This window comes from Vibrio sp. PID23_8 (genome assembly GCF_003584965.1).
GTDB lineage: Bacteria > Pseudomonadota > Gammaproteobacteria > Enterobacterales > Vibrionaceae > Vibrio.
Genome location: NZ_LIXE01000009.1, coordinates 12,752 through 37,700, shown reverse-complemented (window position 1 = coordinate 37,700; position 24,949 = coordinate 12,752). Strand labels below are relative to the sequence as shown.

The 24,949-nt window shown below is 47.5% G+C and carries 21 protein-coding genes; 13 read left to right on the top strand and 8 right to left on the bottom strand.

Features of this window, described 5'->3' with window-relative positions; translation table 11 throughout:
• Positions 1 to 4: 4 nt before the first annotated feature.
• From AK966_RS14750 to AK966_RS14740, 3 genes are all read right to left on the bottom strand, one after another.
• The gene (locus tag AK966_RS14750) at positions 5 to 1,015 is read right to left on the bottom strand and encodes a YCF48-related protein (protein ID WP_216360614.1); all 1,011 of its coding nucleotides are present in this window, start codon (positions 1,013 to 1,015) and stop codon (positions 5 to 7) included.
• Positions 1,016 to 1,276: 261 nt separating this feature from the next.
• A complete protein-coding gene (locus tag AK966_RS14745; protein ID WP_220473357.1) occupies positions 1,277 to 2,836 on the bottom strand; it encodes a DUF1302 domain-containing protein in 1,560 nt (519 codons plus the stop codon).
• Between the two features lie 15 nt (positions 2,837 to 2,851).
• Positions 2,852 to 4,237, bottom strand: a complete 1,386-nt coding sequence (locus AK966_RS14740; protein ID WP_119464434.1) for a DUF1329 domain-containing protein — start codon at positions 4,235 to 4,237, stop codon at positions 2,852 to 2,854.
• Positions 4,238 to 4,485: 248 nt separating this feature from the next.
• Here AK966_RS14740 and AK966_RS14735 point away from each other — a divergent pair, with 248 nt between their 5' ends.
• Genes AK966_RS14735 through AK966_RS14715 form a run of 5 tightly spaced genes read left to right on the top strand, consistent with a single transcriptional unit; the run spans position 4,486 to position 9,085 of the window.
• Positions 4,486 to 5,454, top strand: coding sequence for a flavin reductase (locus AK966_RS14735; protein WP_119464433.1), 969 nt, complete (start codon positions 4,486 to 4,488; stop codon positions 5,452 to 5,454).
• Positions 5,455 to 5,464: 10 nt separating this feature from the next.
• A complete protein-coding gene (locus AK966_RS14730; protein ID WP_099079438.1) occupies positions 5,465 to 6,262 on the top strand; it encodes a fumarylacetoacetate hydrolase family protein in 798 nt (265 codons plus the stop codon).
• A 48-nt stretch (positions 6,263 to 6,310) separates the two neighbouring features.
• On the top strand, positions 6,311 to 7,213 hold the full coding sequence (locus tag AK966_RS14725; protein ID WP_099079439.1) for an acetaldehyde dehydrogenase (acetylating): 903 nt from the start codon (positions 6,311 to 6,313) through the stop codon (positions 7,211 to 7,213).
• Positions 7,214 to 7,223: 10 nt separating this feature from the next.
• A complete protein-coding gene (dmpG, locus tag AK966_RS14720; RefSeq protein WP_099079440.1) occupies positions 7,224 to 8,246 on the top strand; it encodes a 4-hydroxy-2-oxovalerate aldolase in 1,023 nt (340 codons plus the stop codon).
• 59 nt (positions 8,247 to 8,305) lie between these two features.
• On the top strand, positions 8,306 to 9,085 hold the full coding sequence (locus AK966_RS14715) for an SDR family oxidoreductase (RefSeq protein WP_099079441.1): 780 nt from the start codon (positions 8,306 to 8,308) through the stop codon (positions 9,083 to 9,085).
• Between the two features lie 110 nt (positions 9,086 to 9,195).
• Here AK966_RS14715 and AK966_RS14710 read toward each other — a convergent pair whose 3' ends face one another.
• The 5 genes from AK966_RS14710 to AK966_RS14690 form a co-directional block, all read right to left on the bottom strand.
• A complete protein-coding gene (locus tag AK966_RS14710) occupies positions 9,196 to 9,417 on the bottom strand; it encodes a hypothetical protein (protein WP_119464432.1) in 222 nt (73 codons plus the stop codon).
• A gap of 543 nt (positions 9,418 to 9,960) precedes the next feature.
• Positions 9,961 to 11,037 (bottom strand): ParB family protein, encoded by a 1,077-nt coding sequence (locus AK966_RS14705; RefSeq protein ID WP_099079442.1) that lies wholly within the window; start codon positions 11,035 to 11,037, stop codon positions 9,961 to 9,963.
• On the bottom strand, positions 11,037 to 12,236 hold the full coding sequence (locus AK966_RS14700; protein WP_099079443.1) for a ParA family protein: 1,200 nt from the start codon (positions 12,234 to 12,236) through the stop codon (positions 11,037 to 11,039). Before AK966_RS14700 ends, AK966_RS14705 begins: the two co-directional genes overlap by 1 nt.
• Before the next feature lie 210 nt (positions 12,237 to 12,446).
• The gene (locus AK966_RS14695; protein WP_099079444.1) at positions 12,447 to 13,538 is read right to left on the bottom strand and encodes a Rieske 2Fe-2S domain-containing protein; all 1,092 of its coding nucleotides are present in this window, start codon (positions 13,536 to 13,538) and stop codon (positions 12,447 to 12,449) included.
• Positions 13,531 to 14,919 (bottom strand): MFS transporter, encoded by a 1,389-nt coding sequence (locus tag AK966_RS14690; RefSeq protein WP_099079445.1) that lies wholly within the window; start codon positions 14,917 to 14,919, stop codon positions 13,531 to 13,533. Before AK966_RS14690 ends, AK966_RS14695 begins: the two co-directional genes overlap by 8 nt.
• A 249-nt stretch (positions 14,920 to 15,168) precedes the next feature.
• On the opposite strand from AK966_RS14690, the gene AK966_RS14685 reads away from it, so the two are divergent.
• From AK966_RS14685 to AK966_RS14650, 8 genes are all read left to right on the top strand, one after another.
• Positions 15,169 to 16,257, top strand: a complete 1,089-nt coding sequence (locus AK966_RS14685; RefSeq protein ID WP_143699939.1) for an MBL fold metallo-hydrolase — start codon at positions 15,169 to 15,171, stop codon at positions 16,255 to 16,257.
• Positions 16,258 to 16,270: 13 nt separating this feature from the next.
• Positions 16,271 to 17,992, top strand: a complete 1,722-nt coding sequence (locus AK966_RS14680) for a class I adenylate-forming enzyme family protein (RefSeq protein ID WP_119464431.1) — start codon at positions 16,271 to 16,273, stop codon at positions 17,990 to 17,992.
• Between the two features lie 31 nt (positions 17,993 to 18,023).
• On the top strand, positions 18,024 to 19,781 hold the full coding sequence (locus AK966_RS14675; protein ID WP_119464430.1) for an FAD-dependent oxidoreductase: 1,758 nt from the start codon (positions 18,024 to 18,026) through the stop codon (positions 19,779 to 19,781).
• Between the two features lie 30 nt (positions 19,782 to 19,811).
• Positions 19,812 to 21,425 carry a FadD3 family acyl-CoA ligase gene (locus AK966_RS14670; RefSeq protein ID WP_119464429.1) on the top strand — a complete coding sequence of 538 codons (1,614 nt, stop codon included), beginning with the start codon at positions 19,812 to 19,814 and terminating at the stop codon, positions 21,423 to 21,425.
• A gap of 130 nt (positions 21,426 to 21,555) precedes the next feature.
• Complete coding sequence (locus AK966_RS14665) at positions 21,556 to 22,338, top strand: SDR family NAD(P)-dependent oxidoreductase (RefSeq protein WP_099079450.1); 783 nt, start codon at positions 21,556 to 21,558, stop codon at positions 22,336 to 22,338.
• Positions 22,339 to 22,347: 9 nt separating this feature from the next.
• A complete protein-coding gene (locus AK966_RS14660) occupies positions 22,348 to 23,472 on the top strand; it encodes an alkene reductase (RefSeq protein WP_099079451.1) in 1,125 nt (374 codons plus the stop codon).
• Between the two features lie 12 nt (positions 23,473 to 23,484).
• Entirely contained in the window at positions 23,485 to 24,216 is a 732-nt protein-coding gene (locus tag AK966_RS14655; protein WP_099079452.1) for an SDR family NAD(P)-dependent oxidoreductase, read from the top strand.
• 10 nt (positions 24,217 to 24,226) lie between these two features.
• On the top strand, positions 24,227 to 24,862 hold the full coding sequence (locus AK966_RS14650; protein WP_099079453.1) for a nuclear transport factor 2 family protein: 636 nt from the start codon (positions 24,227 to 24,229) through the stop codon (positions 24,860 to 24,862).
• The last annotated feature ends 87 nt before the right edge of the window (positions 24,863 to 24,949 follow it).

Below are 24,949 nucleotides of genomic sequence, written 5' to 3'. Positions count from 1 at the left end.
TCAATCACTTGTTGATAATGGTTGACTTATAAGCGATTTCTTTAGCATCAGACACAGGGAAATGAATCACACCTGCGTCTGAACCCAGTAGAAGGTCACCGCTGTCAAGTAGATGGATATCGGTGATGGTTTCGCGCCCACCGCGTCTAAGCAGGTTGAAACTCTCACCGTTATCGGTTGAGGACAGTAATAACCCACCCTGCCCGCCCAGCATGATTTGGCCGTCGGGCAATTGAAGGTGTGCAAAAAGAGAAATAGGCAGGTTGAAATCGGCTTTTTGCCAGCTGATGCCGTCATCAAAGGAACGGAATATGTTGCCGCGCATGCCGTAAATTAGCCAAGACTGGTTACCAAGATGGATGCCGCCATAAAAAGAACCGTCGTAGAATGGCGTGATGCTTTGCCAGGATTGACCGTTGTCTTCTGATCTCAGTACTGTGCCCGCTTCGCCGGCAATCAATCGAGTCTTGCCTTCCTTTGGCACTATCATGGCATTGAGATGCCAATCCGTTTGTGCCGGAGGTGGCACATCCTGCCAAGTGTTTCCGTTATCATTCGATATTCTGGTCAGGCCATAAGCACCAATGGTGGCCCATTGATTCTTGGTGACCTGGCTGATGTTTAGCAGTGGTACGCTGTGCTCACTGCCGAAACTTACTTCATTCCAGTTCGCACCGCCATCTTGGGTTTGTAATATCCAACCTTCGTGCCCAATGGCTAGCCCATATGATTCAGTTTGAAACGTGAGATCGGTAATCAGCGCATGTCGCTGTGTGTTGATATTGGCTTTGTTCCACGTTTGACCATTATCTTGAGAGAGGAGAATATGACCTAGCTCTCCAGCGGCGATAAGTCCGAGCTTTGACTGAGCGACGCTAGTAATGATCATATTCTTGACAGGGATTTCGGTTGCCGCGAGAGGTTCAGTTATCCTTGGTGCAAAAGCTATGGTGCCAGCTGTGGCCATGATAAGTGACAAAGCGATTGCAATTGGCGTAGTTGCCATTTTTTTCATATACCACCTCGTTTCAATGTTATTTGGCATCGTTCCTTAATGCGCATTTTTGTCGTGCATAACAGTAGACCCTAGTTATAGTTGCACATACGGATCACTGGCATCGTCCAAACGGGCTAGGTGGATATTTTTCAGTTTAAATGCGTCGGTGGTCGCCGATTAATTAGTGGGAAATGCAATGTGGTTGACGGAATTAAGGACAGACATTGACGTGACGTTGAATAAAAAAATGGAGGCGTTATCGCCTCCATTTTATGCTCATTAAAATGCGTATTTAGCGGTAAAAGAGATGTTGTCTCTATCACTTAAAGGACGTTCTTTAATTGGGTCACCAACATCTGGATTACCAAAGTATCCAGCATATTGAAGAGTTAATAGAATATTGGATTCGTTGTGAGTCAACTCAGCACCGACTCGTGCACGATGGTCGCCTTCACCGCCCACACCACCGGTAAGCGTGCGCCCTGAAATCTGGCCGGTATAACCGATAGGGATGGATAGCCCCCACCCTTCAGAGAAACTAGGGTAAGATAGGATCAGTGTTGCCGCAACTGCTAGGCTATGATCATCATAATATACTTTATCACTTTCAGGGTTTGGTAGGCTAGGCGGAATTCCGGCGATGTTGCGCTTATCTGCATCAAGAATATCAACGTAGGCGATTTCTGCCGTAAGGTTGACTGATTCCGCAATGGCGTTGCGACCAAAGTTAACAATGGTGTTTAAATTGGTTTGCAACACTTCGCCTCGAGACGCAAGGGGTACGGCGTTCCCAAACAGAGCACCTTCAACGAACACAGGTGCGCCGTCTTTGTATGAAACTTCCGCCGCAATAGAGGCAATGCCCACATTGGTTGAATAGGTTAAACCGTATAGTTTAATATCATCAAAATAAATGATATTGTATTTCCCTGGAGTACCAGGAACAAGGCTATACTGAGTTTCAACGAGCGGGATACGGTCGGAATAGTTGAGGTAGTACAAGCCCACTTCTGATACATCGGTCACGCGATAACGAGTACCAATGCCCCACTGGTCGGTTTTACCTGGCTCGATATTAGCCCCGCGAGAGGCGACAACACAAGGTTCGCCCGGAGGTTGGGTTAAACATGTTGCCCCCTCACCAACCGCTTGAGAGGTACTGAAAAAGGTACCTGGCTCAGGAACCAATGTTTCTTGCCAATTAAACTGCCATTGTGCAAGTAGAGACAATTCTGGGGTGACTTCTAGCTGCATCGAAACCTGGTCTTCAGGTAGAAGTATTTCCTTTACTTCTGTACCCGGAACGGAGGCTTTAATCGCATCGGTCGGTCCTTGCGCTAGCGAGATGCTAGGAAAAAATAATCCCTCACCCCATGCAACTACATGGCGACCTACGCGAATATCCGCATAGCCGTATTCACCATATGGAAAAGAAGTGTACCCATAAAAATCGAGTAGGCGGGTGTAACCACCGCTGTATTTCTGTGCATCGTGAGAAAATTTATCATTTTGATAAACATGATCGTAAAAAGTACTTGCAGAGGCAACAAAACCAAAGTTATCCCATCTCAAATGCCCTTCGAGTAACAGGTAAAGACCATTACCGATCATGTCGTACTGGTCAAAATTACTGTCGCCGACTGACCCTTTCCCTGTTTTTGGGTTATATGCCAATACTGGATCGGGCTCTTCTAAGCGCATACCAGCGGAATAAGTGATGGTTCCTTTCCAATTCAACGTGGCATCATTGCCTAGATTGATGGTTTCTCCAGCTTGCGAACTAGAAGCAAATAGTGCTAACCAGAGAGCAGATTTTTTATAATTGGTTGTCAGTTTCACGTTTCTGCTCTCCTATTAATGGCTCAGACGGCGCAGTGCGGCTGGCGTAAAGTTGTTAGCCGTGAAGTTACCTTTGTTTAGAATTGGTGCAATACCACGTTCTTGGAACAGGTTGTAACCTACATAACCTCCGCTTTTCAGATCGTGATAGAAGCTTGAACCTGCCTCATAAGCTTTGGCATCAAACGCGTAGTAGTAGTTGATGTAAGCGTATTGAACTAGTTCGCCACGGGTGTCATAAAAATCACTGGCAATGGCATGCCAAGTATCTTCGTCAATGTACATCACACGTTTTCCATATTTATGACGGTACTCGTCTTTAAGGTTGCCTTCTAACACCCAAACACGACGGAGCTCGTAGCGCATAAAATCAGGGTTTGCATGATTTTTCGTTAAAAGCGCATCATAGGTGACATCATCTTGGTGTACTCGGTAGGCGTTGGCCGGGATGTACATTTCACGGCGCTCAAATGCTTTCCACTCATAGCGCTCAGGCGAGCCGTTCATTAGGCGATCCGAGTCAAGCGTTAGCTTGCCGGATGTGCCTGTTAATGGGGTATCGAAACCATACTCAGGCAGCTGACGAACACGACGAGTACCTGGGTTGTAAGTCCACGCTAGACGTTTACCACGGGCAAAGTTAACTGGCTCAGAAGTCACTGTTGCATTACCTTTTTGGCGTGTTGGCAAAATTGAGGACACAAAGCTGTAAGCCATTACACCTTCCATCGGCTTACCTACCTCATCCGGGTGGTTCGTCATGTCGAGGCCCTTATTGATGGTACGCGCCCAGGCAATTGATCCAGTAGAACTGACGTCAGCGACATCGCGAGTGGTGTTGTAAGTGTAAGGACGGTGTGGAAAAGTCTGATTCGCATAGATTTGCATTGGTTGGCTAAGATCAGGGATAGGGAATGGTGCGCCACCTTTGTAGCCGGAAAAACCAAAACCATCGTCGATCAGCTCAGCGTCAACGGCGTTTTTCTTAATCGCCACACAAACGTCATCTGGATAACGGAAATCGCGACGACCTGGGTAGATGGGCATTTTAAACGTATCTGGGTACTGCTTGAACATCGCAATTTGTCCCTGAGACAATTTGTCCGCGTAGTCATTGAAGTTCTGGCCATCAATCACATAGAGCGGTTTATCATCTTTGTATGGGTCGACGAGTGGTTGACCCACGTTTAACTCATAATCGACATGCTCTGGCTTTCCTAGCCATTTGCCTGAATACGCTGGGATAGTCCCTGCTTCATTGCCAGCTGCAATTGCGCCGGTACAAGTTAATGCGTTGCCCAATTGGCTCGCTTCTTCTTGCGACACCTTAGCCAATACTGAGGTCGATGGTACCAGTAGTATACTGGCTAGTAGAGCGGGGAATCCTTTCTGGTATTTCATGCTTCTCTCCTTTGTTCCTTCACCTGTTATCCGTGCTTTATCACCGTTAATCAGTACATCGAAGTGTTTTTGTTTGAGTATCACAGAATGATTATTTTCGAAGCACTACGGAACGGAATCGTCTATTGGGACTAGGAGCTAAATCTATGCGTCATAAACTGTAGTCCGTATTGACGATGGAGGTCGCCACGTTCCTTTCAATAATGACAGGGTCAAAGACAACTCATTTTTGTAGAGAGGAAGAGCTGATGCAGCAATCGAATATCGATCCTAAGGCGCTCCGTAACGCCTTAGGTACATTCACCACGGGCGTGACCATCATTACGACTCGAGATGGTGAAGGACAAGCGGTTGGCCTAACCGCAAACAGCTTCAATTCGGTTTCGCTTGATCCACCGTTGGTACTTTGGAGTCTGGCTAAAACTGCGCTGAGTGTACCGGCATTTACGTCAGCAACACATTGGAACGTTCACGTGTTGTCGTCAGCTCAGCAAGAACTATCGAACCGATTTGCTTCGAAAGGTGAGGATAAGTTTTCAGGGCTAGAACTGGATAAAGGTGTCTCGGACGCACCGTTGCTTCAGCAGTGTACGGCGCGTTTTCAGTGTCGTACGGCGTTTACGCATGACGGCGGGGACCACATCATTTTTATCGGCGAAGTGATCGCTTTTGACCAACAAGACCTGCCTCCTCTGGCATTCCAGTCAGGCCAATATGCGGTTACTGCGAAAAAACCGTGGCAGGAGCTAAAACTTTCATCGGCGAGTGAGGCATTAGAATGCAGCTACAGTGAAGATTTACTGGGTTACCTTTTGGGGCGAGCTCATTTTCAAATGTTAGGTAGAATGCAAAAAACCCTTAAAGAGCAAAGCATCACGGCGATGCACTTCTTTGCCTTATCGGTGTTGGCGATTCAGGACGATATTGGACTGAACGAAATTAATGCACATGTCGATTATACCGGCCAAAAAATTGAAACTCAGCATATGGATGAGCTGGTCAAGCAGGGCGCGGTTCGAGAGATTGACGGCCGATACGTACTGACGGAAAACGGTCACCAAGCCGCATTGCTGCACATTTCCGAAGCCAAAGTGATTGAACAGGAAATGGTCTCACAACTAGGCGAAGGCGATGTGATGGCGTTGAAAGTCATTTTAAAACGCCTGATCCAGCAAACCGACCCCGGCCTACCAGATTTATGGGCGAACGCATCTTAAGGAATGGTTTATGAGCAATATTGCAATAGAAAAATATGGCGAGCAATTATATCAAGCTTTACGCCAACGTAAGACCATCGCCCCTTTGGTATCTGGTGAGGAGAGTCACTTACTCACGATAGATGATGCGTACCAAATCTCGCTGCATGCGTTAGAGAAGAGAGCCCAGGATGGTGAAGTCGTGATCGGGAAAAAAATCGGCGTTACCAGTAAAGCGGTGCAAGAGATGCTTAATGTTCATCAGCCAGATTTTGGGTTTCTTACTGATAGCATGCACTATCCAGATGGCAGTGAAATCAGTTTAGCGCAGGCTAAGTTGATTCAACCGCGCGCTGAAGGAGAAATTGCTTTTTGTCTCAAGCAGGATCTGATCGGCCCAGGTGTGACGGCAGAGCAAGTTATCGAGGCGACCGAATGGGTTGCACCTTGCTTTGAGATTGTTGATTCTCGAATTGAAAATTGGCAGATCAGCATCATTGATACAGTGGCTGATAACGCATCTTGTGGTGTGTTTGTCATTGGCGAGTCACGCGTTGATCCACGTACGGTCGACTTAGCGTTGGCCCAAATGAAGGTATACCACAATGGTGAGCTTGCGGTTCTCGGTTTAGGCAGTGCGGTTCAAGGTCATCCAGCGGAGGCCGTCGCTTGGTTGGCAAATACTTTAGGTGAATACGGCATTCCATTCAAAAAGGGCGAAATTATTCTTTCGGGTGCATTGGCACCATTAATTGATGCGAAAGTTGGTGATCGTTTTGATATGGAAATCGAAGGGTTAGGAAAAGCGAGCATCAGCTTTGCCGAGTAAGTCATTGCAAAGGAAATTTCGAATTAGATAAAAATGAAGGATTAGTAAATGAGTAAAATCAAATGTGCTCTGATCGGTTCAGGGAATATTGGCACAGATTTACTGTATAAATTGCAACGCAGTGGCGTGCTAGAACCAGTTTGGATGGTTGGTATTGATCCTGAGTCAGAGGGCCTAGCTCGCGCTCGTGATGCCGGGCTAAAAACTACGGCTCAAGGTGTCGATGGTTTGCTTCCTTATGTTAAAGAGGACGAGATCAAAATTGCTTTTGATGCCACGTCAGCTTATGTGCACGCAGAAAACTCTCGCAAACTAAATGAACTGGGTGTTGTGATGGTGGATCTCACGCCAGCGGCGATTGGTCCTTATTGTGTCCCGTCAGTGAATTTAAAGAAAATGGCCAGCTCGATCATGAATGTCAATATGGTGACGTGTGGGGGCCAAGCGACCATTCCAATGGTTGCAGCGGTATCGCGAGTACAGGAAGTGGAATACGGTGAAATTGTTGCAACGGTTTCTTCCCGCTCAGTTGGTCCAGGTACACGTCAGAACGTTGATGAGTTTACTCGTACCACGGCGCGTGCCGTTGAAGAAGTCGGTGGGGCAAACACCGGTAAGGCGATCATCGTTATTAACCCGGCCGAGCCTCCGCTCATTATGCGCGATACGATCCACTGCTTGACTAAGGAAGCGCCCGACCAAGCGGCGATCACTGAGTCTGTCCATGCGATGATTACAGAAGTTCAGCGCTACGTACCAGGGTACACACTGAAGAACGGTCCAATCTTTGATGGCAACAAAGTGTCGATCTTCTTGGAAGTGGAAGGGTTAGGGGACTACTTGCCGAAATATGCCGGCAACCTTGACATTATGACCGCATCTGCAGCGAGAACGGCAGAAATGCTCGCTGTTGAACTGTTAGCGAACATTGAATCATCGGCTGTCGTATAAGGAGTGAACCATGAATTTTGAAAATAGAGATGTCATTCTACACGAAATGTCACTTCGTGATGGCATGCATGCAAAACGTCATCAGATCACAGTTGATGAAATGGTTGCAGTGGCGACTAATTTAGATGAAGCGGGCGTACCTCTGATTGAAGTGACGCACGGCGATGGACTGGGTGGTGCGTCTTTGAACTATGGTTTTCCTGCGCACACAGATGAAGAGTACCTGACGGCGGTTATTCCAAAAATGAAGCAGGCCAAAGTATCCGCATTGCTATTGCCGGGTATTGGTACTGTTGATCACTTGCGTATGGCGCATGACCTTGGAGTGAGCACAATCCGTGTTGCGACCCACTGCACCGAAGCGGACGTATCTCAGCAGCACATTGGTTTAGCGCGCGAACTGGGCATGGACACTGTCGGTTTCTTGATGATGGCTCACATGGCGTCACCGGAAAAGCTGTTAGAGCAGGCAAAATTAATGGAGTCGTACGGTGCAAACTGCATCTATTGTACGGACTCAGCAGGCTACATGTTGCCAGAGGATGTCACTTCACGCATTGCGTTGCTAAGAGATTCACTCAACCCTGAAACGCAAATTGGTTTCCATGGCCACCACAACCTGGGGATGAGCATTCCAAACTCTCTTGCGGCAATCGAAGCCGGTGCGAAGCGTATTGATGCCTCTGCTGCGGGCCTCGGTGCTGGCGCAGGTAACACGCCACTAGAAGTGATGGTTGCTGTCTTGAACCGCATGAACATTCGTCATGGTGTTGACCTGTATAAAGTAATGGATGTGGCAGAAGATATTATTACGCCAATGATGGAGCAGCCGATCCGAATTGACCGTGATGCGCTGACGCTTGGCTATGCGGGCGTATACTCGTCATTCCTACTGTTTGCTAAGCGTGCTGAAGCAAAATTCGGAGTGCCTGCCCGTGATATTTTGATGGAACTTGGGCGTCAGGGTACAGTAGGGGGTCAAGAAGATATGATTGACGACACCGCTATGACAATGGCAAAACAATCTGCGTAGTCACACTCAAGCAATAGTTTATTTGGGTTGGAAAAATAACGATTAACTAGGGAGCAGTTATGGCCTCAATTGCAGTTACAGGTTCAGCATCAGGTATTGGTGCTGAGGTTTGCAAAATGTTGGCGTCTGAAGGGTATTCTATTATCGGTATCGATAGAAATACGGACGACAACTTTACAAAAATCGCAGCAGATTTAGCGACAATATCGGGTCGTCGATCAGCGGTTAATGAAATCACACGTCTATGTGACGGTAAGCTTGATGGCATCATTTGCTGTGCCGGTGTTGGTGTTACTGCACCGTCGACGTCTTTAATTGTTGGCGTTAACTATTTTGGTGTTACTGAGTTGATTGAAGGACTAACGGAATCTTTGACAAAAGTCGGAAAAGCATCTGTGGTTGTGATCGGGTCAGTCGCGTCGACACATCAGCAACAAGAAACGGCAGAGCTTGCACAAGCGATGTTTGATTCTGATGAAGAGAAAGCGAACCACATTGCTGAAATGATGGGCTCAACCCATTTAGCTTACGCTGCATCAAAATATGCAGTGACTGCCTGGGCTCGTAAATGGTCGGTTTCTGTTGCGAACAAAGGTATCCGCGTCAACATTGTTGCGCCAGGTGCGGTTGAAACGCCACTGCATCAAGCATCAAAAGATGATCCTCGATTTGGCGAAGCGGTGAAAAACTTCGTCGCGCCGATGGGGCGCAATGGTCAACCGGAAGAAATTGCTAATGCTGTTTCGTTTTTGGTTTCTGAAAAGGCGAGTTTTGTGAATGGTAGCGTGCTATTTGTTGATGGCGGTATGGATGCCATGATGCGAGCTAAACAGTTTTAACTTAAGCGAGCCTTAACGCTATCACAAATAACAAGGCCGTCATTCATACTATGAATGACGGCCTTGTTATTTGTTCAAACGAGTAAAATAGAAAATCTCAAGTACCATACTCATAACAGATCTATGACGTTGTTCACTCCTAGAGCTGATGATTTATGCTCATGTTCACCAACAGGCGCTTCAAAGACAATGGCCAATATACATGCAGTCTGACTGATACACTCTCCTTGATGGACCGCTTTCGCTGGACCGTATGCGTACATTCCCATTTTTAGGCTGGTAGGGGCTTGCCCCTGATAAGTGACGTTAAGTTCGCTTGAAATTAAAACCATCCTCTCTGCTGATGTATCCCAATAGGCAGGTTTTTTTAGCCACTAGTAATTTTGACCTAGATATCGGCATTTGTTTTCCCCGGCTCACCATGCAGAACGGCTATTAGACATTCATCAGGAAAGAAAGGCGGGCAGCTTCCCCACTCGATGTCTTCATCGTCCATTGATGCCGATATTGCTTGTTTTTTGGCATAACCCAACCAAGGCATGACCATAATGGTTGATATGATCAATCAAGTTAAAACGTTTTTTATCGTGACTCCTTACTTTGGGTATCTTTCTGCTGACTCATACATTGTCAAAGGAGGGCTGATGACCATGAGACTACGCATGATGCTGTACTCACTCAATTTATGTGTAGCAAATTATGCAGTTCGGTGACGTTGTGGAGACGGTGTCTATTTAGAGAGACGTTCTTTGCAGGCTTAAACGCGAATAAGTGAGCCATATAGATTAACTGGCATAGAAGATTGGCGATATACACACCAACAAAAAGCCAGTCTTTTGGGACTGGCTCTGTGCTGTAGGGGGAGGGGAGGCTATTTATCCCTGATGTTTTTCTAGAACTTGGGCAATTGCATGATCAAGGTCATCCTGCAGCGACTTAGGTAGACGTGAAAACTCATAAGAGAAATTACGCCCTTTGACTCGCTTGCGAGCAAACATACTTTTGTTACTGAACTGTGCCAGTGTCATCACTTCTGCCTTGTCTTTTTCTTGTTTTGCTTCTGTGATTTTAAGCTCAGCTTTGATAGCGGAAATGATCACGTCTTTCTGATCTTGAGTGGAATATTCAGCCTGAATATTGACAATTTTTTTGCCAATACGGCGGACAAATTCCGTTAAGTTTACATCATCACCACACGCTTTCATCACCTTATCAAGTAAGGTGTAATCTGGGTGGGAGAGGGCATTTACCACAGGGAACAGTTTGACTAGGTTGTCATCAACACTCGCTGCTTTGATGGCTTTGCTCACACCAGCTTGACTGAGCCCAACCTGCGCAGCAATTTCTGCTTGGGTTATGCCCTCATTGGCTTGTTGAATGGCGACACACTGCTTACCAATCTCTCGTAGGTTGTGTTCTTTCGCGGTTTGTAGTTGCTTTGCTAACGCTTTAGCATCCGCAATCGAAATGTCGTCCTGAGTAACCAGAATGCGAAACTCTTTTACGCGACCCTCTTGGAGCAAAAACCACGCTCGGCGACGGGAACCATCTAAAATGTCAAGCTTGCCATCAATCTCACGACCCACTGCTGGGTAAAATTGCTGAAACTCGAGCGAGTTAAGGTCTTGTAGTGATTCTTCAGTTAATAACGACTGATCTCGGCCATTGACATCAAAAGTAACGTAAGTATCGTCGCGAACCTGCTCATACGAGAAGATCACTTCGTTGAAGTGCGCTGACTGACCAGAAGCCAGTTGCCACTGCATGCTTTGACCAACTGACTCAATGCCAAATTGTTTTTGTAAGTACTCAGCTGCAGAGCGTCCACTTTTTTCCAACTCATTAGTCAGTTGATGAGTCAAAGAGGTTAGGTTTGATTCCGCTGCTGCTTGTTGCGCTTGAGCTGCGCCAACTGCATTACCAAGAGGGCTACCGCCACGTTTTTTCGCCATTACGCTTGCTCCTGTTCACGCCATACATTCACAATATCACGCAAGATTTGGCTTGTTACCTCGTAACTATTTTGCTGCGCTGATTGGAAAGTCGCCTTGCTTTTTGGGTATTCACTTTTTGACATGTCAAAAACGGTAGAGAGTAGTGAAGAAGCCTGACGAACCGCTTCACTGTGCTTAAATTCTTTTGAATAAATGTACGGTGCAAAGTTGTCATACAAGCTGTTCATCAACTCGGTTGTGGTTGAGCTATCACGATGGTTCGTCAGCATGATTTTCATAAAGTCATAACCTTCGTGGTTGGCATTGGCCAATAGCGCCCATACTTGAGGGATGTAACTAAAGTAGGAACACGTCGCATCGATATCATTTTCTGTAATGGATAATGGGAACACCACACTGGTTGCTGCAAAGTAAGCATTGTAAGTGGCATAGCCAAGCGACGGTGGCGTATCGATAATGATGATGTCAAACTCATCGCGAACCGCATCAATGATATCGCTCAAAATAGAGTAAGGTGAAGCCAACTTGTGGCCGAACACCTGCTCGTGAAACCAACCTTCGATCGCTCGGTCAGTTTGTGATGCGGGTAAAATACGCAGGTTTGGAATAGTGGTCGTAAGGAATGCGTCAGACACTGCTTGATCGAACGTTTCACCTTCATCCAACTCAAAATTGCGCATCATGAGATCGCCAACCGATAGATTGCCTTCCAGCTCGGCTTCCGGCGCATAATACATAGAGAGCGTTGCCTGACCGTCCATATCGATAAGACCGATGCGATACTCTTGGTGAAACTCAGTCGCGAGGCCTGATGCGATGGTTGCGGCGGACACTGTTTTACCCACACCACCTTTTTGGTTTTGAATCACAATCACCTGAAGTTTTTGCACGTCGCTTCGGATGAATTTGCTTTCTTTACGCAACGCTTCTGGTAATAAATCACGCACACGATACATCTCCTCAATATCAATGTTCCATTGAGAGTCTTCATGACGGCGTGGATCAATATCGGCTGCAGCGACATACTTGTCTAAGGTTTTTGCGTCGATATCAAGGTATGTTGAGGCTTCTGCGCGAGTAAAGTTACGTAATTCTTTACGATGATTAGCCAAAAGGCGCAGGTTACGGCGCTTGATATAGGCGTCGGCGCCATCTTTTAGCGATTGAAACGTTGTTGTTGTTTGTTGAGTGTCCATATCTTTCTCCACCTCGTAATGGCAATAAGTATATCCCTTATTTTTTGAGTGTGGTAGTTAAAATTGAGGTATAAATGAAAAAATGGGACGTAGATATGTTTGGTCTGTGAGAAAGGAAATTGGGGAGCAGAAAAAACGCAGTGAAGATCATGGCGGAGGGGGATCCCAATAGCCTTCATCTTGGTAGACAAAGGCTATTGTGAGGAGAGTTTACTCGCTGTATGGGGTTGCGCCTTTCGGCACATAAACACCTTCACACTTATCTAAGAATTCTTGCTTACGTGCTTTAGGGTTATAGAACTGCTTATACCAGATACGTGCTTTCATGAACGGACCGTCACTTGGCAAGAATAGACCATTCAGACATGCCGCCTTGTTTGTCCATACTTCAAAGTCTTGAGCAAATGCAAGCTTACTTGCTTCTTGGAATTGACGTGCAGAAATCACATCTTCCACGCTTGCTTTCTCTTTACCGCTTGGCGATTTCACAAGTAGACCATGCCACACATGCACCTTACCGTCGTCAACCGGGGTATGGGCAATCATTAGCACCGACTCGTAGTATCCCGTTAGATCAGAAAGCAATACACCTGGACCATGATAAGTTGTCGTGGTGTGCAGAATAGGGCTAACGCCATCTTCACCAACCAGCGTACGGTGAGGACCACATTGACGCTGAATCGCTTTATAGCCTATAAACTCATTTTCGTATCGTTGTACGGTTGATCCATGAATCGGGCTAAGGTGACCATAATCACAAATGTTATCGATGACTTCCTGAGGGTGCTGCTCTAGCTCGCCTAGGTCATCAAATTTCCATTGAACCCAAGATTCATCATCCCACTGAGGCAGAGAAGGGTGATCCCACTCTGGATCACCATTTTCAGGATCGTGCCAGACCCAGATGGCTCCCATGCTTTCAACCACTGGCCAAGACTTAACACACGCTGTTTTTGGGATCGGGCCGTCATGATAAGGAATATCGTCTACTTTACCATCTGGACCAAAGCGCCATGCGTGGTAAGGACAACGAATGCCATCGCCATCGATGTTGGTACCTCCACCATCGATAATTACGTATGACGTGTCATTCTCTGCCGCAAGGTGTGTTTTCATGTGCGGGCAGTAAGCGTCAAGTAGTACGACGCGACCCGTCGCACGACCACGATAGAGAGCGAAATCACGGCCAAAAAATCGAACCGCAAGGGGTTTCGGTTGGTTGATATCCTCAGAAGTCGCGATCATGAACCAGCCACGTGGGAAGGTAAATTCCCCTAGGCGGTAGTCTTCGGTTTTAGCCATGATTTTCTCCTTGTTGATAATTAGGCTCAGTTAGATTCTGTTTTGTGTTAGGCGCACTTGTCGATGTGTGCATGTTGTCGTTCGTTGTCGTGCTGTCTTCGTCTACTGGTCGGTAATAAAAAGACGCGAGTAGATAAAAACAGGAAGAAATCAAGAACAAAGAAAACGTAATAAGAAGTGCGTCAGCCAACCCGTTGTCACCAAAGTAGTCGCTAAGACCACCAGTGATAAGTGGGCCTAGGCCGGCGCCAAACAGAGTTAGGAATAAGTTAAGTAACGCAGCTGCACTCGCACGTTGTGTGGAACCAACAATTTGACTGACTGCCGCATAAGAGAGACTTGGCCACCATGAATTAAAAAACGCAAACAACCCGATGAAGACGAAGCTTGGTGAGATCGCAAACCCCATCAATTCCATGCTCACGTCAGCTGGCCATAGGATCAGTGCGATGCCTGCTGGAAAGCTAAGTAAAATCCCGAGCATTGGGAATAGAATTTGCCAGCGGAAATGTTTTTGCACCAAGCGGTCACAAACGACGCCACTGAATATACTGCCGATACAGGCGCTTACACCACTAGCAATGCCGAATATCAAGCCGGCACTGGCTAAAGACATCTCTTGTGTACGTACCAAATAGGTTGGTGCCCAAATGACATAGCCATAACCCGCCGTTCCGGCTAGTGCACAACCGATGGCTAGCATTAGGAAGCCAGGTGTTTTCACAATAGAGGACAATTGCGAACGCAGTGAATGATGGGGTTGCGCAGTTGTCGGTTGCGATTCTATGTTGCGTTTAGGCTCGACACCGAAAAAGTAGAGTAAAACGGCGAGTAAAATACCTGGTGCACCAAAGACAAAAAATACCGTTCGCCAGCCATATTCTTGTGCGATCCAACCGCCGATGATCATGGCTAATAGCAGACCAAGGTGTGGACCCATCATAAAGATGCTGATCACCAATGAACGGCGATTTTTTGGGTACAGTTCTGAAAGCATTGAAATCGAAGGTGCCATACCTCCGGCTTCACCGACCGCGACGCCCATTCTAGCGAGTAATGCTGTCCAAAAACTTTGCACCGCGCCACACAGCACAGTGGCGATACTCCACAATCCACAGCAAATCGCGACCATGTTACGGCGGTTAACGCCTTTATCAGCGAAATGACTAAGGGGGAGGCTAAGCAGTGAATAAACGGTGGCAAATGCGAGGCCAGAAAGTAGCCCCATCATGGTGTCTGATGCGCCAAATTCTTGTTTAATTGGCTCAATCAGGATCGCAATGACGTTACGGTCAATATAAGAAAATACATAAATCAGAGCGAGGAGCAATAACGTTGTATGGGTACGCCAGTTAACCGTACTCGTAGATGACGGAATCATACTTCTCTCCTATCAGTGAGAAAGCCATCGGGATGCTCCGGTGGCCCTTGTTTAAAACATCGTGCGTGACAACTTACGCATTAAGTCAATGAGAACGAGCCTCATGACATTGAGTCTCTTTGTTGTAGATAGAAGATAGAGAGTTTGTAATTTTAAACATCGTCCTTTTGGACGTATTGCATTCTGCGTATTTTGTTTACATTTTGGTAACGTCTGTTTTTGGGATAAATAAGAGAGGGAGAATTTAGGGTGACAGTTGAACGTTCGGCTCCAGAACATACCAAGTCTCATGCGACTGAACTGAGCTATCCTATGGCTTCCCCATCTGTCGGTGAGCCAACTCTTATCGTACCTGGCGTTTATATAGTCCGTATGCCGATGGATTTGGGGCTCGATCACATAAATATCTATTTGTTAGAAGATTTCGACGGCTGGTATGTCGTAGATACGGGGCTTGCGACCCCAATGGTCAAGAAAATTTGGCGGGAGATTGTCGATAAGTGGTTAGTTAAAAAGCCACTAAAAGGACTAATTTGTACCCACTTTCATTATGATCATGCGAGTTTGGCTAAGTGGATGATGGTAACCTTCGATATTCCTCTTTATATGTCTGCGGGAGAATATTTTTTGATGAGGACGCTAGCGGATTCGAAGAAAAAGCGCGTCAACACGCACTTAAAACCGTTTTATCGTCAGCAAGGCGTACCAGAATCGCTCATTGATAATATCTTGTCCCTGATTGAAATGGATCCATTATCCAGTCTTTATGCCCCAAACTATTGCCGCGTTCGCGAAGGTGATGTGTTTCAGATTGGGGGAAGAGAATGGCATGTTCTCATCGGAGAAGGCCACTCACCAGAACATGTCTGTCTTTATAATGCCACGGATGGTTTATTGATTGCTGGTGATCAACTGCTACCAGAAATCAGCAGTAGCGTATTCGTCAATGAAATTGAGCCCCAAGCTGACCCGTTGCGTGGCTGGTTGGCGTCATTAACGAAATTAAACGGTTTGCCTAGTGATACGATGGTGCTACCCGCTCACGGTGGTGTGTTTTTCGGTCTGCATCAGCGGACTAATGCGATATATGCCCTTCATCAGAGGCGGCTTAAACAAACGCTAGACGTCGTACAAAATAACGGCACATGCCATTTATATGAAATCATGCGTAGCTTGTTTACCAGAGAAATGAGCGCGATGAATACCATGCTCGCGTTAGGTGAGACAGCGGCACACGTGAACTATTTACAATTTGAACAAAAAATAGAAAAACAATTTAGTACAGACGGGGGCGTGATCACATACCGTCCTTTTTATGCTATCGATTCGCTTACATAAAGGAGATTGGTCTATGGAACAGGATGTCCAAATTAGCCAGCTAGTGTCACAACTGACGGCACAAGAGAGCCCATTTGCGTTACAACAGGATAACAAAGGCTTGTTCTCTTATTGCAATGCACCGCAGAGCTTACCGCAGGTGATCGAAACAGCAAGGCGCGAGGATGACTCATGTTTTATGGTTTACCAACAGGACCGCTGGAGCTTCCAACGCTTTTTTGATGAACTCGATCGTCTGGCCAGTTGGATGTTACAACGTGGTATTAAACAGGGCTCGGTCGTCGCTATTGCCTGTCGAAACCGGCCGGAGTGGGCGGTCGCGTTTTGTGCAGCGGCACGTCTCGGAGCGATTCCTGCGCCGTTAAACAGTTTTGGTCGTAAGGAAGAGCTGCAAGCGGCTTTAGAAGATATTCAGCCAGCTGTCCTCGTTTGTGACAAAGACAGATTCGCGCGATTAGACGGTGAGACGGCGGTTGATGACTGCGCGGTTATCGTGATTGATGACAGTGAAAAGCAATATGGTATGGCGATTGATTATCAAGAACTGATTGCTCGAGAGCCTAAGCCACAAGCAGACTTACCAATGCCGTTAGTGGAGAGTGATGACTCTGCTTTGATTTTGTTTACTTCTGGGACGACGAGCCGAGCAAAAGCGGTTGTCTCAAGTCAAAAAGCCGTGTGCCAATCGTTGTTCAATATTGATTTTATCTCGGCGTTATCGGCGATGAGTTCCCCGGATAAAGTAAAGCGGATTGTCGAAAAGGCGAAGCCTGCGGTTATTTTATCTGCCGTCCCTTTGTTCCACGTCAGCGGTTTGCACGCCCAATTTCTAACTGCTTTGCGAAATGGTACCCGTTTGGTATTCATGCATAAGTGGGATACTCAGGTAGCCTATGAGTTGATGAAAAAAGAGGAAGTAACACAATTCAATTGTGCTCCGTCAATGTTATTGCAGCTGTTTAGAGAGCCGCATCCAGATAAAGAAGCCATATTAGAGCAACTATTCGGTTTGGGTTTTGGCGGTGCAGGCGTGCCCGAGTCCCTAATGGAGCATGTTTTTAACGTCATGCCGAATCAGATGATTGGTATTGGTTTCGGTATGACTGAAAGCAATGGCGTTGCATCGGCGGTGTCAGGTGATTTATTCCGTCTAAATCGTGATAGTTCTGGTGTTATTTCACCGATCATGCAGGTAAAAATCGTTGACCCGATTGGTCAAGAACTGCCAGATAACGAAGTTGGGGAAGTGTGGCTGAAAGGGGTATCGGTAATGAAAGAATACCTCGCCAACCCCCTAGGAACTGCTGAAGTGATGCATGACGGTTGGCTCGCTACGGGTGACTTAGGTTACCGCAACGCAGACAACTTCTTATTTATCGTTGGCCGATTAAAAGAGTTGATTAACCGCAATGGCGAAAAAGTGTCTCCGCAAGAAGTGGAGTCTTGTCTCCAGCGTCATCACGCAGTTAAAGAAGCGGCGGTCTTTGGCATTGAAGATGACACCACAGGGGAAGCGGTGATTGCAGTCGTTTCTCTCGCCCCTTACGAACAGATCAGTGAAGCGCAGCTGAGGAGTTTTGTTGGTGAGCACCTTGCCAGCTACAAAGTGCCTTCCCAAATTCATATTTTGCAACGTGAATTGCCGCGAAGTCCGGCAGGCAAGCTATTGCGAAAAGAGATCAAGCGAGAATTCTCAGTGAAGACCGGTGCGCTTCTGGCAACAAACGAGTTTTGATTTGGAAATCGGGTGACCAAAAGGATTACGGATGAAACAGACACAACAAGCAGTATCACCACAGCAACGTTATGATGTGGTGGTGGTAGGCTCGGGGGCGGGCGCAATGTCGACGGCAATTGTTGCCGCAGATAAGGGATTGTCGGTGGTGATGATTGAGAAAACCGATCAATATGGCGGAACATCGGCATTATCAGGCGGGGGCATTTGGATCCCCAATAATGACCACTTTCATGCTAAAGGTGGCGGTGACAGTCGAGAGTTGGCGCTGAAATACTTGCAAGCGTCGACTCAAGGTGAGGTGGACATCAAAAAGCTTGATGCATATTTGGACAATGCCCCACAAATGATTCGTTACCTAGAGCAACATACGCCAGTACGTTATGCAGTAGCGGAAAAATACCCGGATTATTATCCGCACCTCGCAGGCTCACTGCCAGGTGGTCGAACGCTGGATCCGGAGTTATTTGATACCTCTTGCTTAGGCGAAGAAATTCATCACATGCGTAAAGCATCTCGCTCTACGTTGCTGATGGGAAAGATCGCTTGGACCGCTCGTGATGCGCATAAAGCAATGGCGCGAGAGCGAGGATGGCGACTGTTACTCCTACGTCGAATGATGCGTTATCAATTTGACTTCCGCCAACGTAAAAAGGGCAAGCGCGATCGTTTGGCAGGCTTAGGCAGTTCACTGATCGCATCACTGCGAAAAGGCATGCTCGACCGCGATATTCCATTGCTGCTCAATACCGATTTTGAAGATCTCATCATCGAACACGGCCGCGTGACCGGTATCCAAGCGAAACAGTCTGGGCAGCCTACGACATTATGGGCGAATAAAGGCGTGGTATTAGCCAGCGGTGGCTTTGAGCAAAACCAAAAACTCAGAGAAAAGTATCTGGCCACCCCAACGCAAAAATCGTGGAGTGCAACGCCAAAAGACGCTAACTCTGGCGCAGCGTTAGAGGCGGGGATCCGGCACGGTGCCGCCACCGACTTGCTCGATTGGTGTTGGTGGTCTCCGACCTTCTCCGTCCCTCGTGAAGCGGAATCTCGTGGCGTGTTTGCTGAGCGAGCCTTCCCTGGAGCGATCGTGGTTAACGGACTGGGTAAACGTTTTTATAACGAAGCGGCACCATATTTGGAATTTGGCCATGCGATGTACCAAAACAATCAGGAAACTAACGGCAAGACGATTCCTGCTTGGGTCATTTTTGACGCGAAGTTCCGATTCAATTATGCGATGGGCCCATTAATGCCCGGGCAAATCATGCCGGACAGCCGATTGCCAAAAGATTGGAATGAAGACCTGTACTGGAAAGCAGACACCCTCGACGAATTAGCGGCTTTGATCGGTATTGATGGGGATGGGTTAAAGGACACCGTCACCAGAATGAATGAATTTTCGCAGACTGGCGTCGATTCGGACTTTGGCCGAGGCGGCAATGTGTTTGACCGTTACTACGGTGACCTAAACATTAAACCAAATCCATGCTTGGCATCCATCGACAAAGGCCCTTATTACGCCATGAAGCTTCAGGCCGGTGATATCGGCACCAAAGGTGGCTTGGTAACCGATGAGAAAGCGCGAGTGGTTCGCGAAGATCAGACCCATATTGAAGGTTTGTATGCAATAGGCAACTGTTCGGCGTCTGTGATGGGTAAAAGTTACCCAGGCGCAGGGTCAACGCTAGGGCCTGCGATGACATTTGGTTATATCGCGGCTCATGACATTGCCGAGTCAGTCGTCGTGACGAATCCAGTAGAAAACGAACGTACCGTGGCCTAATAACAATCGCATTGATGAAGGATAATTAACATGGATAAATTATCACTTGCTCTTCAGCCAAATACTATTCCGAGCTTAGTGATCGAAGCCGCGGCGAAGTACTCTGATATCACTGCCATTCGTGATGGTGAAGAGTCCATCTCATACGCGGAGTTACCGGAACGAGCTCTTGATGTGACCAAAGGGCTGTTAAACTTAGGAGTGCAGAAAGGCGACCGCGTCGCTGTCTGGGCACCTAATTCCGCACGTTGGATTTTAGCCGCGATCGGTTTGCAGATGGCAGGCGCGGTATTAGTGCCACTTAATACCAGAATGAAAGCCCATGAGGCGCAAGACATTCTCCATCGAAGCGGCGCGAAGGTGTTATTTAGTGTTGGAGACTTTCTTTCAAGTGACTATGCGGCAGAACTTGAGAAAGTGGCACCAAGTTGTCTGGAGAAGATTATCGTCCTGAGTGAAAGACAAGCAGAACCGAATGACAACATGCTCGAATGGGATGCGTTAATTCGCTTGGGCAACACGGTTTCGCAAGAGCGACTTTTCGAGTGCTTACTGTCGCTGGAAAGCAACGACGCTTCCGATCTTATGTTTACCTCTGGTACCACAGGTAAACCAAAAGGCGTGGTCAGTATCCACAGCGCCTGTGTTAACGCTTTCAGAGAGTATGTCCAAGTGCTGGCTCTCAAGCCTGGAGAGCGTTATTTAGTGATTAACCCTTTCTTTCACGCTTTTGGCTACAAAGCTGGCTGGGTCGCGAGTTTGATCGCCGGCGCCACCATTTTACCTGAACAAGTGTTCGATGCCGAGACCGTGTTAAATAGGATTGAATCTGAACGGATTAACATCTTGCCTGGGCCGCCGACATTGTACTTATCTTTGCTTGCTCACCCGAAGCTAGACCGCTACGACCTATCAAGTTTAAGAGTGGCCGTCACGGGCGCGTCGACGATACCTCCGGTTCTGATTGAGTCGATGAGAACCACACTCGGGATAGAAACCGTTACTACTGCGTATGGTCTAACCGAATGCGGCGGGCTAGCCACTATATGTGATCCACTCTCGCCATCAGAAGTGATCGCACAAACCAGTGGCAAAGCGATTGTAGGTACGGAAGTGGCAATTTTAAGCCAACAAGGTCAGGCGTTAGCCCAAGGAGAGGCAGGGGAAGTGTGTATTCGCGGCTTCCATGTCATGAAAGAATACTTTCAAGACCCACACGCCACCGCAGAAACGATTGATGCCGATCAGTGGTTACATACAGGCGATCTTGGTGTGCTTGACCCTGAGGGCAACCTACAGATCACGGGTCGAATCAAAGACATGTTTATTGTTGGTGGTTTTAACTGCTATCCAGCAGAAATTGAAGCAGCGTTGGCAGAGAATAATCAGATAGCCCAGTCTGCCGTCATTGGTGTACCCGATGAGCGAATGGGGGAAGTGGGTTGTGCCTTCATTGTTGTTAAAACAGGATGTGAACTCGACGAAGCTGAACTCATTCGTTGGTCTAGAGAAAGAATGTCGAATTACAAAGTACCTCGTTATGTGCGCTTTGTTGACAGCTTACCGGTCAATGCTTCGAATAAAGTCTTAAAAAACGAACTTGCTCAGCAGTTCAAATCCGAAGTGGCGTTAGGCACTGAATAATCTCGACACCTTGCATATTCAAACGTAATGCGTGCTATTCCAATAGGATGAGCCCTGCTTCTTGACACTCTACACCTGGGTTTATCCTCTTTTTCTATATAAATAATCACCTTATGGGTGAGGAGGAACTATGACATATGCGGATCAACCACGACTTAGTGGCAAAGTGGCTTTTATTACTGGTGGTGGTAGTGGTATTGGCGCCGCTACGGCTGAGTATTTTGCTCAACAAGGGGCAAAAGTGATCATTTGTGGGCGTACGCCTGAGTCATTGAATGAGGTTGCCGAGCGCATTCAAAAAACAGGCGGGGTTGCAGAGGCGCGAACCTGTGATGTCAGCTGTGAAGCGTCGCTTATTCAGACACTGGAAAGCATACAGAAAGATTATGGTCAGTTAGATATCTTAGTTAATAACGCCATGGCATTTACCTGGGGCGCAATCGAAGAGATGACGACAGAGGATTGGCATGCAAACTTTGCCACATCCGTTGATGGTACTTTTTGGGCAACGCGCTGCGCTATGCGACTGATGAAAGAGAGAGGCGGTGCCATCATTAACCTTTCTTCCATCTGTGGAGAACTCGGAACGGCTTATATGTCGGGCTACAGTGCATCAAAAGCGGCGGTGATCAACTTCTCTCGAGCTGCCGCTGTTGAGGGTGCGCCGTTTGGAATCAGAGTCAACTGCGTGATGCCATCGGTGGTTGAAACCCCGGCAACACAGGGCATGCTATCGGATGAAGAAGCAAAGCAGAAAACAGAAAGACTGATCCCGATGGGGCGTGTCGGGCAGCCACATGAATTGGCCGCTGCGATTGCGTTTCTCGCCAGTGATGAGGCAAGTTACATCACCGGAGTGAACTTACCTGTCGACGGTGGTCGCGCGGCCACGTTAATTACCGCGTTAGATTAGGGACCAACAATGAATAGCCATTTAAAAGACGACGTCATCGAGCGTTCTCCTGATTCTGTCGCCCCATTCTTATTCGAACCGTTATCACTCGGAGAGATTACGCTAAACAACCGTATTGTTATGGCTCCGATGACGCGCAATCGTGCCAACCCGGACGGTTCACCCAGTTCGTTGATGGTTCAGCATTATGCAGAGCGTGCGTCGGCTGGGCTTATTATTGCCGAGGGTACGTGGCCTAGCGTGACTGGACAGGCCTATTGTCGTCAGCCAGGTATCGAAACCGATGCTCATATCGAGGCATGGCGTAAGGTGACGGATGCGGTTCACCAAAAAGGTGGCAAAATCGTTTTGCAAATTATGCATGCAGGACGTATCGGAAGCCGCTATATCAAACCGCCTAAAGTCGAAACGGTTGCACCTTCTGCCATACAAGCGAAAGGGGAAGTGTATACCGATGCGGCTGGAATGCAGCCATTTGATATGCCAAGAGCGTTATCAACGCAGGAAGTCAAATCTGTGGTTGAAGAGCATCGCCAAGCGGCCATCAATGCCAAGAAAGCGGGTTTTGATGGTGTAGAGCTACACTGTACCAGCGGTTATTTACCTATGCAGTTTTTGTGTAGTGGCACTAACCTCAGAACGGATGAATATGGTGGTACGGCTGAGAATCGTGCTCGTTTTGCTTTTGAATGCTTGCAAGCGATGAGCGATGTATTTGGTCATAGAGTTGGGTTAAGAATCAATCCCGGCAACCAATTCAACGATACGCAGGATCAAGACCCCATTGCCAGCCATAATGCACTATTAAAAGCGTGTCGTAGTTTGAATTTAGCTTACGTGCATGTTATGCGAGCGCCAACGACGAGCATTGACGCATTTACTCTGGTAAAAGCGTATTTTTCCGGTGCAGTGATCCTCAATGATGGCTTTAATGCAGAATCTGCCAATCAGGCGATCAAAAATGAGTTGGGCGATGCCGTCTCCTTCGCTCGTCACTTTATTGCTAATCCGGACTTGGTCGAGCGTATTGAGCACAATCAACCGCTGGCCAAGTTTGATCGAGCAACGTTGTACACCGTGGGCGGTGAAGGGTATATAGACTACCCGCCCGTCACGCTAAAAACAGCAAATTAAGGGAGTATAAACATGAAACATCAAGGACAGGTTGTATGGGTAACAGGTGCAGGGCAAGGTATCGGTCAAGCCGTGGCTAAGCAGTTTGCACAGCAAGGTGCCAAAGTTGCGGCCATTGATATTAACGCTTCGGCTGCGCAAGCGGCAGCGGACGCATTGGGTGATAAGGCCATCGGCATCGCGTGTGACGTTTCTGACAGTGGTTCGGTCAGAGACGCGATGGCTATCGTCAAGCAGCAATTAGGCCCGGTTAACGTTGTGATCAACTGCGCCGGCGTTGGCTCCGTTGATGGCTTTGTTGATACCCCTGATGAAAATTGGCAAAAAGTTATCGCGGTTAACTTGACCGGAACCTTCGTCTGCTGCCGAGAGGGGGCGAAAGCGATGTTGGAACAAGGGGGTGGCAGCATCATTAACATATCGAGCACGGCGGCTATGACGGGGGAGGGCCCAAGCCATTACTGCGCTTCTAAAGCTGGAGTCATGGGCTTAACACGCAGTATCGCCAGAGAGCTTGCGCCAAGCGGTATTCGTGTCAATACCATTGTCCCAGGGCCAACCAATACACCGATGATGGCTGACATTCCAGAAGAGTGGACACAACAGATGATCAATGCGATTCCGCTTGGTCGCATGGGAGAAAGCGAAGACATTGCCAAAGTAGCTAGTTTTCTCGCGAGCGACGACGCTGAATTTGTCACCGGACAAAACATTGCCGTCAATGGTGGCATGGCATTTTTGTAAGGAGACTAAGATGGCCTTTTCAGATACAACATTGACTCAGCGAGTTGATCGACTTGAGTCAACAGAGGCGATACGCCAACTCGCCGGAAAGTATGCGTTATCTCTCGACATGCGCGATCTTGACGCGCATGTCGGTTTATTCGCAGAAGACATCAGAGTTGGTAAAGAAAAAGTGGGCCGCGCTCACCTAAAAGCGTGGGTTGACAAAACACTGCGCGAGCAATTTACCGGGACGTCGCATCATATCGGCCAACATATCATTGAATTTGTCGATGATAATCATGCTATTGGCGTGGTGTATTCGAAAAATGAACATGAGACAGGTGCAGAATGGGTGACCATGCAGATGTTATATTGGGATGACTACGAGCGCATTAATGGCGAGTGGTTCTTCCGTCGTCGGTTGCCTTGCTACTGGTACGCCAGTGATCTAAACCACCCACCTATCGGGGATATGAAAATGCGTTGGCCAGGCCGTGCACCATACCATGGCACTTTTCATGATTTGTTTCCTTCTTGGGAAATGTTCTGGCGTAACCGACCAAAAGAAGGCGATTTTCCACAAGTTGCATCACCAGCACCTCTTGATCAGTTTTTGCTGACCATGAGACGCGATGCACCAACGCCACGAATTCGGGTTCGCTAATCCGCTATACTTCCCAGATGTTTTCTTGCTTCAGGAAGGTTAAACAACTGACGTTTCGCGTTGACTTTAAACGTGAAACATCAGTTG

What these genes read in the sequence shown, in the direction of transcription:
- AK966_RS14705 (WP_099079442.1), bottom strand. Translation starts at nt 11,037, where the DNA reads ATGGCGAAAAAACGTGGCGGTAGCCCTCTTGGTAATGCAGTTGGCGCA.
- AK966_RS14730 (WP_099079438.1), top strand. Translation starts at nt 5,465, where the DNA reads ATGAGCAATATTGCAATAGAAAAATATGGCGAGCAATTATATCAAGCT.
- AK966_RS14700 (WP_099079443.1), bottom strand. Translation starts at nt 12,236, where the DNA reads ATGGACACTCAACAAACAACAACAACGTTTCAATCGCTAAAAGATGGC.
- AK966_RS14680 (WP_119464431.1), top strand. Translation starts at nt 16,271, where the DNA reads ATGGAACAGGATGTCCAAATTAGCCAGCTAGTGTCACAACTGACGGCA.
- AK966_RS14650 (WP_099079453.1), top strand. Translation starts at nt 24,227, where the DNA reads ATGGCCTTTTCAGATACAACATTGACTCAGCGAGTTGATCGACTTGAG.
- AK966_RS14655 (WP_099079452.1), top strand. Translation starts at nt 23,485, where the DNA reads ATGAAACATCAAGGACAGGTTGTATGGGTAACAGGTGCAGGGCAAGGT.
- AK966_RS14740 (WP_119464434.1), bottom strand. Translation starts at nt 4,237, where the DNA reads ATGAAATACCAGAAAGGATTCCCCGCTCTACTAGCCAGTATACTACTG.
- AK966_RS14725 (WP_099079439.1), top strand. Translation starts at nt 6,311, where the DNA reads ATGAGTAAAATCAAATGTGCTCTGATCGGTTCAGGGAATATTGGCACA.
- AK966_RS14715 (WP_099079441.1), top strand. Translation starts at nt 8,306, where the DNA reads ATGGCCTCAATTGCAGTTACAGGTTCAGCATCAGGTATTGGTGCTGAG.
- AK966_RS14695 (WP_099079444.1), bottom strand. Translation starts at nt 13,538, where the DNA reads ATGGCTAAAACCGAAGACTACCGCCTAGGGGAATTTACCTTCCCACGT.
- AK966_RS14675 (WP_119464430.1), top strand. Translation starts at nt 18,024, where the DNA reads ATGAAACAGACACAACAAGCAGTATCACCACAGCAACGTTATGATGTG.
- AK966_RS14670 (WP_119464429.1), top strand. Translation starts at nt 19,812, where the DNA reads ATGGATAAATTATCACTTGCTCTTCAGCCAAATACTATTCCGAGCTTA.
- AK966_RS14750 (WP_216360614.1), bottom strand. Translation starts at nt 1,015, where the DNA reads ATGAAAAAAATGGCAACTACGCCAATTGCAATCGCTTTGTCACTTATC.
- dmpG (WP_099079440.1), top strand. Translation starts at nt 7,224, where the DNA reads ATGAATTTTGAAAATAGAGATGTCATTCTACACGAAATGTCACTTCGT.
- AK966_RS14660 (WP_099079451.1), top strand. Translation starts at nt 22,348, where the DNA reads ATGAATAGCCATTTAAAAGACGACGTCATCGAGCGTTCTCCTGATTCT.
- AK966_RS14735 (WP_119464433.1), top strand. Translation starts at nt 4,486, where the DNA reads ATGCAGCAATCGAATATCGATCCTAAGGCGCTCCGTAACGCCTTAGGT.
- AK966_RS14665 (WP_099079450.1), top strand. Translation starts at nt 21,556, where the DNA reads ATGACATATGCGGATCAACCACGACTTAGTGGCAAAGTGGCTTTTATT.
- AK966_RS14710 (WP_119464432.1), bottom strand. Translation starts at nt 9,417, where the DNA reads ATGGTTTTAATTTCAAGCGAACTTAACGTCACTTATCAGGGGCAAGCC.
- AK966_RS14690 (WP_099079445.1), bottom strand. Translation starts at nt 14,919, where the DNA reads ATGATTCCGTCATCTACGAGTACGGTTAACTGGCGTACCCATACAACG.